The 13540-nt window shown below is 58.9% G+C and carries 17 protein-coding genes; 14 read left to right on the top strand and 3 right to left on the bottom strand.

All coding sequences use genetic code 11. The annotated features are described in order from the left end of the window. On the bottom strand, positions 1 to 124 hold a 124-nt coding region (locus ACRQ1B_RS23490), incomplete at its 3' end, for an FAD-dependent oxidoreductase (RefSeq protein WP_432296561.1). 254 nt (positions 125 to 378) lie between these two features. Between ACRQ1B_RS23490 and ACRQ1B_RS23485 the strand changes: the two genes are divergently transcribed. The 4 genes from ACRQ1B_RS23485 to ACRQ1B_RS23470 all read left to right on the top strand — a co-directional run bounded on the left by ACRQ1B_RS23485 (position 379) and on the right by ACRQ1B_RS23470 (position 2817). Next, positions 379 to 1167 carry an SDR family oxidoreductase gene (locus ACRQ1B_RS23485; protein WP_432296546.1) on the top strand — a complete coding sequence of 263 codons (789 nt, stop codon included), beginning with the start codon at positions 379 to 381 and terminating at the stop codon, positions 1165 to 1167. Positions 1168 to 1360: 193 nt separating this feature from the next. Further along, positions 1361 to 2125, top strand: coding sequence for a prolipoprotein diacylglyceryl transferase (locus tag ACRQ1B_RS23480; RefSeq protein ID WP_432296545.1), 765 nt, complete (start codon positions 1361 to 1363; stop codon positions 2123 to 2125). A 76-nt stretch (positions 2126 to 2201) separates the two neighbouring features. After that, positions 2202 to 2405 (top strand): hypothetical protein, encoded by a 204-nt coding sequence (locus tag ACRQ1B_RS23475; RefSeq protein ID WP_432296544.1) that lies wholly within the window; start codon positions 2202 to 2204, stop codon positions 2403 to 2405. Between the two features lie 43 nt (positions 2406 to 2448). Then, complete coding sequence (locus tag ACRQ1B_RS23470; protein ID WP_432296543.1) at positions 2449 to 2817, top strand: TM2 domain-containing protein; 369 nt, start codon at positions 2449 to 2451, stop codon at positions 2815 to 2817. 8 nt (positions 2818 to 2825) lie between these two features. Here ACRQ1B_RS23470 and blaOXA read toward each other — a convergent pair whose 3' ends face one another. After that, positions 2826 to 3650 (bottom strand): class D beta-lactamase, encoded by an 825-nt coding sequence (gene blaOXA, locus ACRQ1B_RS23465; protein WP_432296560.1) that lies wholly within the window; start codon positions 3648 to 3650, stop codon positions 2826 to 2828. 107 nt (positions 3651 to 3757) lie between these two features. Between blaOXA and ACRQ1B_RS23460 the strand changes: the two genes are divergently transcribed. The 9 genes from ACRQ1B_RS23460 (at position 3758) to ACRQ1B_RS23420 (ending at position 9384) form a co-directional block, all read left to right on the top strand. Continuing rightward, positions 3758 to 4663, top strand: coding sequence for a LysR substrate-binding domain-containing protein (locus ACRQ1B_RS23460; RefSeq protein WP_432296542.1), 906 nt, complete (start codon positions 3758 to 3760; stop codon positions 4661 to 4663). 60 nt (positions 4664 to 4723) lie between these two features. After that, positions 4724 to 5125 carry a barstar family protein gene (locus ACRQ1B_RS23455; protein WP_432296541.1) on the top strand — a complete coding sequence of 134 codons (402 nt, stop codon included), beginning with the start codon at positions 4724 to 4726 and terminating at the stop codon, positions 5123 to 5125. 186 nt (positions 5126 to 5311) lie between these two features. After that, the gene (locus ACRQ1B_RS23450) at positions 5312 to 6604 is read left to right on the top strand and encodes an Hsp70 family protein (protein ID WP_432296540.1); all 1293 of its coding nucleotides are present in this window, start codon (positions 5312 to 5314) and stop codon (positions 6602 to 6604) included. A gap of 151 nt (positions 6605 to 6755) precedes the next feature. Then, positions 6756 to 7067, top strand: coding sequence for a hypothetical protein (locus ACRQ1B_RS23445; protein WP_432296539.1), 312 nt, complete (start codon positions 6756 to 6758; stop codon positions 7065 to 7067). Beyond that, the gene (locus ACRQ1B_RS23440; protein ID WP_432296538.1) at positions 7055 to 7300 is read left to right on the top strand and encodes a hypothetical protein; all 246 of its coding nucleotides are present in this window, start codon (positions 7055 to 7057) and stop codon (positions 7298 to 7300) included. The genes ACRQ1B_RS23445 and ACRQ1B_RS23440 overlap by 13 nt, the downstream gene beginning before the upstream one ends. Continuing rightward, the gene (locus ACRQ1B_RS23435; RefSeq protein ID WP_432296537.1) at positions 7269 to 7694 is read left to right on the top strand and encodes a hypothetical protein; all 426 of its coding nucleotides are present in this window, start codon (positions 7269 to 7271) and stop codon (positions 7692 to 7694) included. Before ACRQ1B_RS23440 ends, ACRQ1B_RS23435 begins: the two co-directional genes overlap by 32 nt. 71 nt (positions 7695 to 7765) lie before the next feature. Next, the gene (locus tag ACRQ1B_RS23430; protein ID WP_432296536.1) at positions 7766 to 8668 is read left to right on the top strand and encodes a uracil-DNA glycosylase; all 903 of its coding nucleotides are present in this window, start codon (positions 7766 to 7768) and stop codon (positions 8666 to 8668) included. A 148-nt stretch (positions 8669 to 8816) separates the two neighbouring features. Beyond that, a complete protein-coding gene (locus tag ACRQ1B_RS23425; protein WP_432296535.1) occupies positions 8817 to 9008 on the top strand; it encodes a hypothetical protein in 192 nt (63 codons plus the stop codon). 235 nt (positions 9009 to 9243) lie between these two features. After that, positions 9244 to 9384: a hypothetical protein gene (locus ACRQ1B_RS23420; protein WP_432296534.1), complete on the top strand. Its 141-nt coding sequence runs from the start codon at positions 9244 to 9246 to the stop codon at positions 9382 to 9384. 13 nt (positions 9385 to 9397) lie between these two features. Here the strand turns inward: ACRQ1B_RS23420 and ACRQ1B_RS23415 are convergent, their stop codons facing one another. After that, positions 9398 to 10333: a DMT family transporter gene (locus tag ACRQ1B_RS23415; RefSeq protein ID WP_432296533.1), complete on the bottom strand. Its 936-nt coding sequence runs from the start codon at positions 10331 to 10333 to the stop codon at positions 9398 to 9400. 544 nt (positions 10334 to 10877) lie between these two features. Here ACRQ1B_RS23415 and pepN point away from each other — a divergent pair. Continuing rightward, complete coding sequence (gene pepN, locus ACRQ1B_RS23410) at positions 10878 to 13520, top strand: aminopeptidase N (RefSeq protein ID WP_432296532.1); 2643 nt, start codon at positions 10878 to 10880, stop codon at positions 13518 to 13520. Positions 13521 to 13540 lie beyond the last annotated feature (20 nt).

Below are 13540 nucleotides of genomic sequence, written 5' to 3'. Positions count from 1 at the left end.
CCGACAGGTCCGGGTTGATCTGCTTCAGACGGATCGCAGCCGAAAGGCCGGCAGGACCGGCGCCGACGATCACAACGTCGAATTCCATCATCTCCCGTTCGGGAAGCTCTGTCGCTTCGGTCATGTCTCGTTCCCTTCCTGCACCCAAGGCATCTTATGTGATCGTTTTCTTTGACAAAAGCGGTCGGCCTTGTCGACCCAGCAAAGCGACGCGAACCATGCGTTTTCCGGCATGCGGCAACACGCCTCTTACGTTTACGTTCACGTAATATAAAACACAAGTCAACGTCCGCAAGTTCCCTTTCCGTCCATCGATGCGCTGCCTATAACTACACAAACCTCTCTTTCGGGAGAGCGATCAAACAAAGGAAAAGCGAAATGGATCTTGGAATTTCCGGCAAGCGCGCCCTCGTACTGGCCTCCTCGCGTGGGCTCGGACTGGGCATTGCAACGGCTTTGGCGCGCGAAGGCGCGAACGTGCTGCTGGTTGGACGTTCGGGTGAAAAGCTGGCGGAAAACTGCAAGGCCATCAACGCCGAAGGAAAAGGCAAGGCCGAATGGGTCTGGGGCGATCTGGCGGATGAAAATTTCGTGGAAGCCATGGTGACCGCCGTCAAGGAAAAGCTCGGCGGCATCGACATCCTCGTCAACAATACCGGCGGCCCGACGCCGGGCGTCGCCACCGACATGACGGTCGACAAGCTTTCCACCTTCTTCGAGACCATGGTGCTGAAGGTGATCGCACTCACCAATGCGCTTCTGCCGCAGATGCAGGAACAGGGATGGGGCCGCATCCTAACCGTCGGTTCCTCCGGCGTGTTCGAGCCGATCCCGAACCTTGCCCTGTCCAACACGCTGCGCTCCGCGCTGGTCGGCTGGAACAAGACGCTGTCGACCGAAGTCGCCAATGCCGGCATCACCGTCAACATGCTGCTGCCGGGCCGCATTCATACCGACCGCATTGATGAACTTGACGGCGCCAATGCCAAACGCCAGGGCAAGAGCGTCGAAGAAATCCGCGCCGCCTCGCTGAAGACGATTCCCGCCGGCCGCCTCGGCAAGGTCGAGGAATTCGCCGCGGCTGGCGCCTTCCTGTGCTCGGAACCGGCAAGCTATATTACCGGCTCGATGCTGCGCGTGGATGGCGGCGCGGCCAAATCCATCTGAGCCCAAAATACGATCAATTATCGCAAATACCTCGAAACGACTTGTGAAATACTGTGGCGCCGAACAAAAAAACATACTCGGCGCCATACAAATCAGGCACGCTTCAAGTTTTACTTTAATTGCACTTCGTCAATTGATGATGGCTAAATACGCATAATCTAATGGCTTTCCGATTATTCGATCGGAGACGATTATGCTCGAAGAACTCTTCGGAGGAGGAAAGTCCTCTCCTCCGCCCAGCAACAACAACACCCAGCCGACGACTCAGCCGTCGTCGCCACCACCTGCGTCAGAACCGACATCGGGCACGACCGAACCGGCCGAAGACGAAACGGCGGAAGACGACATGGTGACCGATCATGATGACGGCACCTATTCGCCGGCCCCGGTAGCGAACGACAACAATGATCGCCCGGAAGACGTGGGCGCGCAGGAACCGGCAAACGAACCGGCTGCATCACACCCGGTCAATTCCGGCGAGGAAACCGAAACGGAAGCGCCCTCTTCCGCGCCTGTCGCGACGGCTCCGCCGGAAGACGACGAGCACGACGAGGATGCCGGAAGCGAAAGCCCGCAATCGCAGGCCCCGGCCGATGCCACGCCTGCGCCATCGGTTTCCCCGAACGGCAACACAACAGTGCCGGTTGCGCCTGGCCAGCATGACGGCAGCGTGGGCGATGTAGCCGCGACACCCGAGACATTGCCCATCAAGGCCGATCCCGTGACGCGCATAACCGATCTGATTGCCGGTTATGAAAAGCTGCTGTCGGAACCTGCTGCTGGCGAAACGGACGAGGCGCGCACACGCGCGATGGAACTGGCGCAGAACCGCGTTCTCACCAACCTGATCGACAGCATGTCGATGGCGGATGCAAGGCTGGAACTTCTGGATGACGGCAATGATGACAACGATCGGGTGTCGCTGATCAACCGGTATTATGCCGAGGCCGGCCGCTGATACGGCAAGATTTTCCGACATGACGACACCGAAGCCGCGTTGTACGATGCGGCTTCATTTTATCAGGGAGGGGACCATGCGCCTTGCCGCAATAGTGCTGGTGATCGTCGGCATACTGACCGCGCTGACCGGCCTTTTGTGGATCGGGCAAGGCACCGGCGTTTTCCCCTACCCCGCCTCCAGTTTCATGATCAACCAATCCCCCTGGATTTTGCGCGGCGTCATCACCACCATCGTCGGCGTGGCAATTATCTGGGCGGCGCGGCGTTTTCTGCGCTGAGCGCAGTCATCGATCCGCCAGCAGGAAAACAAGGCAGTTTATCGTGAGCGAAAACAATACGAGCCCCGCGGAAAACACCACCAGCCTGCCGCCGGAACTGCCTCAGGGGCCGATCTACAAGCGCGCCTACAAGTCGATGTGGATCGCTTACGTTCTGGCACTGCTCGGCGGTGCCGGATGCTTTGGGCTGCATCGTTTTTATCTCGGCTACAATCGGTCGGCACTGGTGATTCTGGTGCTGACGCTCGGCGGTATTCTGCTTCCGATGATCGGCATTCGCAGCGTCACGCTGACATGGTGGGTTGTCAGCATCTGGGTGCTTGTCGATCTCTTTCTCATTCCGGCGATGACCCGGACACGCAATGCGGAAATCGCGGCCGAAATCGACCGCGATCTCAAAGATCAGATCTGAGGCCGCTTTCAGCGTGTCCCGACGATCTGCGGCAGATCGGCGATCAGGCTGTCGCGGACGGTAAAACTGATCGGCGTATCGGTGTGGCGCCTCGTGTCCACCAGCAGGCGCGCAAAGATCACTTCCCGGTTTTCCCGCCGCGCCCAGCCGACGAACCAGCCGATCGGCCGGCTGCCATCCGCCTTGCCGGCGCTGTTGCGCATGCTGCCCGAACCGGTCTTGCCCTGAATGTGCCAGTCACCATTGCCCTTGAAGGCCGGCACGATCTGTCTGGTCTTTTTCACCGCTTCCGACGAGACAGGCAGCTTGCCATCAAGAAAACGTTTGAGAAACGCCACCTGCTCATCCGGCGAAATTTTCAAGGACGACATCAGCCAGGATTCGGTCAGACCATCCGTATTACCCGGTCCGCCGGTGACATCCGCATTGCCATAACCGAAACCACGCACGTAATCGCCAAATGCCTTTTTGCCGAGTTTTCGCGTAATTTCCTGCGAATACCACACGATCGAATCCCGCTCCCAGATGGTCGGATCCGTGTCCTGCTGTTCGCGCTTGGAGCGGTTGAATTTTGTCTGATAAGGCCAGCGCGGGTTTTGTGCATCGGTCAGGATACCGGCATCATAACCCATCATGGCCAAAGGCAGCTTGAAGGTCGACTGCGGATAAAACTGCCGGTCGCAGGTACCCTTACGATAGATCTGCTTACCGCTCTTGGCGTCGATGACAACCGTGCATTCCACCTTCTCGGCGGCGGACGCAGCCGAAAGACCGGCCGCGAAGGCAGCAATTCCGAGGGACACGGCCGCAAGACAGGATCGTCTGAAAATCATCATGAAAAATCTCTCCGGGTTTCCTGACGGCTTTTCTAGGGCCTGTTGCAGGCGCCGATCAAACGATGATATCTGCGGTGAGCCATAAATTAATCTAGGTCATCACTATGGTTCGCCCGCATCTGCCACTCAATGCCCTGCGTGCCTTCGAGGCCGCCGCCCGCCACCTCAGCTTTACCCGCGCCGCGATTGAACTGCACGTCACACAGGCCGCCGTCAGCCATCAGGTCAAATTGCTGGAAGAACGCATCGGCGTCACGCTCTTCCGCCGTCTGCCGCGCGGGCTGATGATCACCGAAGAGGGTTTGGCGATGCTGCCGATTCTGCAGGAATCCTTCGACCGCATGGCCGGCATGCTGGACCGCTTCGAAGGCGGACACCTGCGTGAAGTCCTGACAGTCGGCGCCGTCGGCACATTTGCCATCGGCTGGCTTCTGCCCCGGCTCGACGATTTTACCGAGCGCCATCCGTTCATCGACATCAGGCTCTCTACCAACAACAACCGCGTCGATATCGCCGCCGAGGGGCTGGATTATTCGATCCGTTTCGGCAATGGCGCATGGCATGACATCGATGCCGAACCGCTGTTCGAAACGCCGCTTTCGGCGCTTTGCCTGCCCTCAGTCGCGCGCGAACTGAAAAAACCGGAGGATATTATCCGGCACCGCCTTCTGCGCTCCTACCGCACGGATGAATGGCCGGGCTGGTTCGAACAGGCCGGCATCACCGCGCCACCGATCCGTGGCCCTGTCTTCGACAGTTCGATCCTGATGGTGGATGCCGCGCTGCAGGGTTTTGGCGTGGCACTGGCACCGCCACTGATGTTTTCCCGCCAGATCACCACCGGCGCCATCGAACAGCCGTTCGACATCACCGTATCGCGTGGCAAATACTGGCTGACGCGGCTTAAGTCGCGCAGGGTGACACCCGCCATGCAGGTATTCCGGAGCTGGTTGCTGGAACAGGCGGCGGAAAACGGCAACGGTGGCGACGAACGACCTTTGAAGTCCTGACCACTCTCCTCATCACCACATAAACTTGCCACTCCACTTGCCCCGGATTAGATTTCCACCATGCAGCAGGAATACATTATCGATGGGCGTCGCACTGTTTCACTGTCAGCGTTTTTTGAAGAGTTTGAGAATGTTGCGCTGGACACGACTTGGGGCAGAAATCTCGATGCCTTCAACGATGTCCTGAGAGGCGGATTTGGAACGCCTGACGACGGCTTCACGCTGAGATGGACACATTCGGCAGAGGCGAGAAAATCTCTCGGTTATCCTGAAACAATACGACAGCTTCAGTTCAGGCTGGAAAAATGCCATCCGGACAACCGCGCGCATGTCCGATCCGATCTTGAACGGGCCATAGGCGGCGTGGGGCCGACTGTGTTTGATTGGCTTATTGAGATTTTCGCGATCCACGGGCCGGGCGGACGAGAAGATCAGGACAATGTGCGTCTCGTTCTCGAATAGCGGGGACATAACCGCCCGCACCTTGGCCCGTGAAGCGATCCTGCCGACACAATATAGAAGACTTGCCATCCGCGCGCCTCTGTGGCATCAGGCGCGCTCTCGATTTTCGGGCAGCTTTTGCTTGGCCCCATTCGTTCGGGGAACATCCCCGTTCCATCCATTTCTGACGTTTTAAGGAGCACGGCCATGTCACGGGCGCTCGGGCTTGATTTCGGCACGACCAATACTGTTCTCGCATTGTCTGAGGACGGCAGCACCACCAATTCCATGTCCTTCACCAGCAGCGCCGGCACGACGGATTCCATGCGCACGGCGCTCTCCTTCATGAAGGATGCGCAGCTCGGCGCGCAGGCGCTGAAGGTGGAAGCCGGTCAGGCCGCCATCCGCCAGTTCATCGACAATCCCGGCGATGCGCGCTTCCTGCAGTCGATCAAAACCTTTGCCGCGAGCCCGCTCTTCCAGGGCACGCTGGTCTTTGCCCGCCGCCACTCCTTCGAAGACCTGATGGAAGTATTCTTGAACCGCCTCAAGTTCTACGCGGACGGCGCATGGCCGAGCGACATCTCCCGACTCGTGGCCGGCCGCCCGGTGCATTTTGCCGGCGCCAACCCGGACCCGGCGCTCGCCACCGAACGGTATAATGCGGCACTGACCCGCTTAGGCTTCCCGGAAATCCACTACGTCTATGAACCGGTCGCAGCCGCCTATTACTTCGCACAGACGCTGAAGAGCGACGCCAACGTCCTCGTCGCCGACTTCGGCGGCGGTACGACGGATTATTCGCTGATCCGTTTCGAGCGCATCGCCGGCAAGCTGAAGGCAACGCCGATCGGCCATTCCGGCGTCGGCATCGCCGGTGACCACTTTGACGCGCGCATGGTTGATCAACTGGTGGCGCCGGAAATCGGCAAGGGCACGCATTTCAAGAGCTTTGACAAGCTCTTGGACGTTCCGGCCGGTTATTACGCCAACTTCTCGCGCTGGAACCAGCTGTCGATCTTCAAGACGACCCGCGAATTCACCGATCTGAAATCGCTGGTGCGCTCGGCCACCGACCCGGACAAGCTGGAACTGTTCATCGACCTCGTCGAACATGACGAGGGGTATCCGCTCTATCAGGCGATCTCGGCCACCAAGATGGCGCTCTCTGCGGCCGAAGAGGCGGAATTCCACTTCTCCCCGCTTGGCAAAGCCGGCCACAAGACGGTCAAGCGCGGCGATTTCGAAACCTGGATCGCCGACGATCTGGCAAAGATCGAAGGTGCGCTCGACGACGTGCTGACCAAGACCAACACCTCCGCCGATCAGGTCGACAAGGTGTTCTTGACCGGCGGCACCTCCTTCGTGCCGGCTGTGCGAAAAATCTTTACCGAACGGTTCGATGCCTCGAAGATCGAAAGCGGCGGCGAATTGCTGTCGATCGCCCACGGTCTGGCGCTGATCGGCGAAAGCGGTGATGTGGAGGAATGGTCGGCGTAAAGCATCCCCTCCTGCATTTCTGCAATGCTCATGCTAACGTCGCTTAGCGAACCCGGCGAGACGGTTTATGGATGGGCATAAAGACATAGATCGCACCATGCTTCTCGAAGCATTCGACCGGCTTGGCACGCAAGCAGCCAAACATGGCACGATGATCGATATCGTGGTCTATGGTGGCTCTGCCCTGATGTTTGCCAGCAATTTCCGCTTTGCCACCGGCGATGTCGACATCGCCCCTTTGGGTGAGGACAAGCCGGATTGGTTTGACGCAGCAGTTGCTACAATTGCTTTGCAACTGGGCTTCAAGGAAGGCGAAAACTGGCTGAACGATGCCGTCGCCTTCCATCTCAGCCGGCTCGCCACGAAAGACGCGATCACTGGGAATATGGCACCTTTCCCCGGACCGGAGAAACGGCAGGCCTTCGCGTCTATGTGCCCACCGCCGAATACATGCTGGCCCTGAAGCTGAAGGCCATGCGTGTTCTCGACCCTTCCAAGGGCGAACAGGAGCAAAACGACATCCAGAATCTTCTGACCGTCAACAAAATTGCCGACGTCGACGGCGCCATGGATATTATGGCAAGATATTTCCCCATGTCGGCGGGACATAACGACAAGCGTTTCCTGCTGCAGCGGATGTTCCATTTCGAAAGGGAGGAAGACAATGCGCCCGTCTACCCTTCGCGAGGTCTCTGAACGCGTGGTGGCCGGAGCAGATCCGGTCAAACAGTTCTCGGAATTCCTCGATCATTTTTATGACCGGCCAGATCAAAGACAAATGCAGGCCTGCCTGCTTGAAGAACCGATGATGTTGGACGATGTGCGGCTGAATGCCTTTTATGCCGCCAGCGCCGATTATCTGTCGAAACGCTATCGGCTTGGCAGCATTCCTGCCTGGAGCAATGGACAGGATCGCTGCCTCGACAGTCCGTGGTTTACGCAAGAGGACCAAGCGGTGCGCGGCTATCTGAGCTTTTCATCGCCCGCCGAATTCCGCTGCCGCAACATTTTTACGGAAGCCGTCCCGTTGAGACGCGCCAGAACGTGGCAGGCTGAAGAACGTTTGCAGCAACGCCTCGCTGCGGCTTAAATCCGGACATTCCGGGTATAGCCCGGCCAAGACGGTTTCCACCCGCAGCCATCGTGCTATAGGGTAGCGCCATGAACCCCAGCGCCAGCCATCTCGACCCAGCAGAGCTTGCCGCCCTTCTGCATTTCTATGCGGATGCGGGCGTCGAATGGATGCTGGAAGACGCGCCGGTGGACCGGATTGCCGAGTTTGCCGAGCAGCAGGCGGCGCGGGCAAACCGCGCGCAGCAACAGGCTCCGGCGCAGCAACAGCACCCGCAACAATCCGGCGACGCTTCCGCACCGCAGGCCGCACCGGCGCAGGGCAAAGTTTTGCCCGGCCGCGCGCCGCCGCCGCCACGCCCGTCCAGCACGCCCGTTGCCATTCCCGATGATCAGGCGATTGCCGCCGCCCGTTTTGCCGCCGACAGCGCCCGTTCGCTGGATGAATTGAAGACCGCTATGGAAGCGTTTGGCAGCTGCAATCTCAAGCACGGCGCCCGCTCCACCGTGTTTGCCAGCGGCACCCCCTCCTCCGGCATCATGGTCATCGGTCCCATGCCGAATGCCGACGACGACCGCGACGGCATGCCGTTTTCCGGCCGTCAGGGCCAGATGCTGGACCGTATGCTGGCCGCCATCGGCCTTACGCGCGACACTGTGCTGCTCTCCAATGCCGTTCCATGGCGGCCGCCCGGCAACCGCACGCCCTCGCCCGCCGAAATGGAAATATGCCGCCCCTTCATCGAGCGCCAGATTGCCCTTGCCGAACCTAAGCTGATGCTTTTGCTCGGCAACTTTACCGCTAAATGCCTGATCGGCGGCGATGCCTCGATCTTTTCCATGCGCGGCTCCTGGCGCGATGTCACCATTGGCGGCTCGACCATCCCGGCACTTGCCAGCCTGCACCCGCAGGATCTCATGGCTGCCCCTGCAAACAAGGCACTTGCCTGGCAAGACCTGCTCGTTTTCAAGGCACGACTGGCTGATCTCTAGCCAAAAATACAATCGATTAAAGAAATATGACAAAAGCCATGCGCATCCCGCATGGCTGCACGGCTTTTGCGTGCATTGCGAAAATCACGCTGCACTGCGATATTCAAATCATGTCTTGGGAGGAATTCTGGTTTAAGGAACCAAGGCAATGACCACGAACACCCGCCCGATCCATTCGGGTTTTGAAACGCTTCAGATTGCAGGCCTCTACGCTCGCACGACGGAAGGTCGCCACCACTTCGGCTCGGTCACGAACGAGCAGTTGACGGCAGCCGGTTTTGCCCGTCGCGGCACGCTGACGCGCCCGACTTCCGTTTTTGCGGATTTCCGCGAACGTTGATCGTTAAGGCGGCAATGATCCGCCATTCGGCTCTTATTCGCGATGACGGCGTCAGGTTTATTTGATCTGGCGCATTTCGCGTTTTGAAGAACGCGGCATAGTTTGCAACCGCATACCCTACCGCATCGGCCCAACGATCGGTCTCCACCCTCTGGGCTTGATGTGAGCATTCACGCATCTGCGCGTTGATCGTGCGCCCGACCGGACGCCAGCGCGTTTTCAAGGGAGTGACGACATGAAAATGAGCATCCATCCCCTGCGCTCACTGCGCGAAAGTCTGCGCGACATCGGCACGGCCATCAATGCCTCGCGCCAGTATACGCGCTCGACCCGCAGCAAAAAAGCACCACAGTCCGACGCCGGCATTCATTTCTGAAAGCGGGTGCCGGTCACGCCGGTGGTGTCGCCTTTCGGGCAGCCTTGCGCTCCAGCCCCAGCTGGTGTTCGCGGTAGATGATGAAGATGCCGGCCGACACCGTGATCGCCGTACCGATCAGCATGGTCACCGTCGGGATATCTCCGAACAGGATGAAGGCTATGACGATGCCGAGCAGGATCGACGTGTAGTCGAACGGCGCGACCGTCGAGACATCTGCATTGCGATAGGCCTCGGTCAGCAGAAGCTGGCCCACCCCGCCACAGAAACCCGAACCGATCAGAAATACCGCTGGCCAGAAAGCCAGTGTCGACCAGCCGAAGGGGATGGTGACAAGCGAGAAGATCGCGCCCGATAGCGAAAAATACAAAACGATCGTCGCGGTTTTTTCCGTGGTCACCAATTGCCGGGTCTGGATCATCGCAAAACCGGCAAGGAAAGACGATATCAGCACCGAAGCGGCGCCGATGGCCTGCGTGTTGCCGAAGCCACCATCATCGAACATGGTCAGTTTTGGCCAGGAAATCACCATCACCCCGAAAATGCCGATCGCCACTGCCGACCAGCGATAGACACGCACTTTCTCTTTCAGGAAGATGGCGGCACAGACGACGCCCATCAGTGGGGAGGCATAACCGATGGCGATCGCATCCGGCAAAGGCAGCAGTACGAGGCCGTAGAACCCAAAACCCATTGAGGCGATGCCGAGAAAACCGCGTTTGAAATGACCGAACAGGTTGTTGGTGTGGAAGGCGGCGCGCAGATCGCTGCGGAAAGCCAGATAGGCCATGATCGGCACCAGCGCGAAGGCGGACCGGAAGAACGTCACCTGCCCCGCCTCGACATCGGGACCGGCCGCCTTGATGCATGTCTGCATGCCGAGAAAGGCGACGACGGAAAAGAGTTTCAACGCGATCCCCTTGAGGGGATTGACCGCTTCGGGCGCCATGTCGCACTCGTTGTGAAGGCAGGCCGGAGAACCCGCCTGGCATAAATTGAAATATCAGTTGGTATGCCAATCAATGTGGCCAAAAAGAGTTCACATCTTCTTACGAAGGTATGATCCGGCGGATTAATAGCGAATGGCACAAGATGGGCCAACGGAAGGACTGCGGCCATGCGCCCCAGTCGGGCCGCTTCACGGCGAACCAAGTATTAATGATAAAAATCAAACACCATTGTCGAATCCTCCGCCTTCCCCGGCGGACAGCACTTGTCTTCACCCGCGACCGACCGCACTATGCCGCAAATCGATACACATCAATTGGTGGCGTTACTGTGGGTAACATCAACATATGGCCCATCAAAAAAGATGGTTTGCCATCATTACCATCGTTGATTAGCAATATTTACTAGACACACGCGCCATGTAACATTTTGACGCGATGTTCCAGAACTTTAGCAATCGTTCAGCTTTGGCTGCCATTATCCCGGCAACTCTTGGCTAACATCAAGAAACTCGCCTTTAATATTTGCTATTTCCAGGAAAGATCATGCGCACAGACACGGGTCAGATCGTCAATCTGGCAGATTACCGTCCGACGGACTTTGTTCTTGAACGCGTCGACCTGACTTTTGAACTGGACCCGACCAATACAAAGGTCGATGCCCGCCTGATTTTCCATCGTCGCGAAGGCGTCGATCCGAAGGCGCCGCTGGTTCTCGATGGCGACGAGCTGAAACTGTCCGGCCTGCTGTTCGACCAGCGCGAAGTGCCGGCCAGCCAGTATGATGCCACGCCGGAACTGCTGACGATCCGTGACCTGCCGGCCGAAACGCCGTTCGAGATCACCGTCACCACCTATATCAACCCGGAAGCCAATACGCAGCTGATGGGCCTTTACCGCACCAACGGCATCTATTGCACCCAGTGCGAGGCGGAAGGGTTCCGCCGCATCACCTATTTCCCGGATCGTCCGGATGTTCTGGCGCCCTATACGATCACCATTATCGGTGACAAGGCGGCCAACCCGGTCATGCTCTCCAATGGCAACTTTTTGGGCGGCGCCGGTTACGACGAAGGCCGCGCCTTTGCCGCATGGTTCGATCCGCATCCGAAGCCGAGCTACCTCTTCGCTCTTGTCGCCGGCGATCTCGGCGTCATCGAAGACAAGTTCGTCACCATGTCCGAGCGTGAAGTCACGCTGAAAATCTATGTCGAGCACGGCAAGGAAGACCGCGCCCACTATGCCATGGATGCCTTGAAGCGCTCCATGAAGTGGGACGAGGAACGTTTTGGCCGCGAATACGATCTCGACATTTTCCAGATTGTCGCCGTCTCCGACTTCAACATGGGTGCCATGGAGAACAAGGGCCTCAACGTCTTTAACGACAAGTACGTTCTGGCCGACCCGGCAACCGCGACCGACCAGGATTATGCGAATATCGAGGCGATCATCGCCCACGAATATTTTCATAACTGGACCGGCAACCGCATCACCTGCCGCGACTGGTTCCAGCTTTGCCTGAAGGAAGGCCTCACGGTTTTCCGCGACCACGAGTTTTCCGCAGACATGCGCTCTCGTCCGGTCAAGCGCATTGCCGAAGTGCGCCACCTGAAATCGGAACAGTTCCCGGAAGATGCCGGCCCGCTGGCCCATCCGGTGCGCCCGACCGTCTATCGCGAGATCAACAATTTCTACACGACGACCGTCTACGAAAAGGGATCGGAAGTCACCCGCATGATCGCCACCCTGCTCGGTCAGGATGGCTTCAAGAAGGGCATGGACCTCTATTTCGAACGTCATGACGGCGATGCCGCCACCGTCGAAGACTTTGTCAAATGTTTTGAAGATGCCAATGGCCGCGACCTGTCGCAATTCTCGCGCTGGTATCATCAGGCCGGCACGCCGCTCGTCTCCGTTTCCACCGCCTATGATGCGGATAAGTTCACGCTGACATTGGAGCAGAGCATTCCGGCCACGCCCGGTCAGGCGGACAAGGAGCCGATGCACATTCCGCTGTCGTTCGCGCTGATCCTCGACAACGGTTCGATCGCCGAACCGGCGTCCGTTTCCGGTGGCGAAGTCACTGGCGACGTCCTGCATCTCACCGAACGCAGCCAGACTTTTGTCTTTACCGGCATTTCCTCGCGTCCGGTCCTCTCGCTCAACCGCTCCTTCTCGGCACCGATCAACCTGTCCTTCGATCAGCCGACCGAAGATCTGGTCCACATCGCCCGCCACGACAGCGACCTGTTTTCGCGCTGGCAGGCGCTGACCGATCTCGCTCTGCCGAACCTCGTCCAGGCCACCAGCGACGCCCGCGACGGCAAGCTGGTCACCTGCGATAACACCTTCATCGCAGCGCTTCTCGAAGCCACCGCCGATGCCAGGCTGGAACCGGCTTTCCGCGCCCAGGCCTTGGCCCTGCCGAGCGAATCCGATATCGCCCGCGAACTCGGCTGCAACAACAATCCCGATGCCATCCATGCCGGCCGTCAGGCCGTGCTGGCACTGATCGCAGACGCCGGCCGCGACACCTTCCTGTCGCTGACGGAAGAGATGATCATCGACGGCGCGTTCACGCCGGACGCGGCAAGTGCCGGCAAGCGTGCATTGCGCAATGCCGCACTCGGTTATCTGGCTTTTGCCGAAAACACCCCTGCCCGCGCAGCCGAAGCTTTTGCCAAGGCCGACAACATGACGGACCTTGCCCAGGCACTGACGCTGCTCGCCCACCGTTTCCCGGAATCGGGTGAGGCCAAGGACGCGCTGAAGAACTTCTCCGAGCGGTTTGCCGACAATCCTCTCGTCATCGACAAATGGTTCCTGATCCAGGCAACCATTCCCGGCGAAGGCGCGCTTGCCCGGGTGAAAACGCTGATGGAAGACGAAAAGTTCAACGCCAATAACCCGAACCGCGTGCGGTCGCTGGTCGGCGCTTTCGCCTTCTCCAACGCCACCGGCTTCAACCGCGCCGATGGCGAGGGTTATCGTTTCCTCGCGTCGCAGATCCTTGCGATCGACCCGAAAAACCCGCAGCTGGCCGCCCGCATCCTCACCTCGATGCGCTCCTGGCGCTCGCTGGAATCGGCCCGCGCCGATCACGCCCGCGCAGCCCTTATGGAGATCGAACGCGCACCGCAACTCTCCACCGATGTGCGCGACATCGTCGAGCGCATGCTCAAGGCCTGATCGTTTTCAGGTCAGGACAA

Source organism: Endobacterium panacihumi, from assembly GCF_050847465.1.
Taxonomy (GTDB): domain Bacteria; phylum Pseudomonadota; class Alphaproteobacteria; order Rhizobiales; family Rhizobiaceae; genus Neorhizobium; species Neorhizobium panacihumi.
Note: the sequence above shows the minus strand (reverse complement) of the source record. Positions and strands in the feature narration are given on the sequence as shown.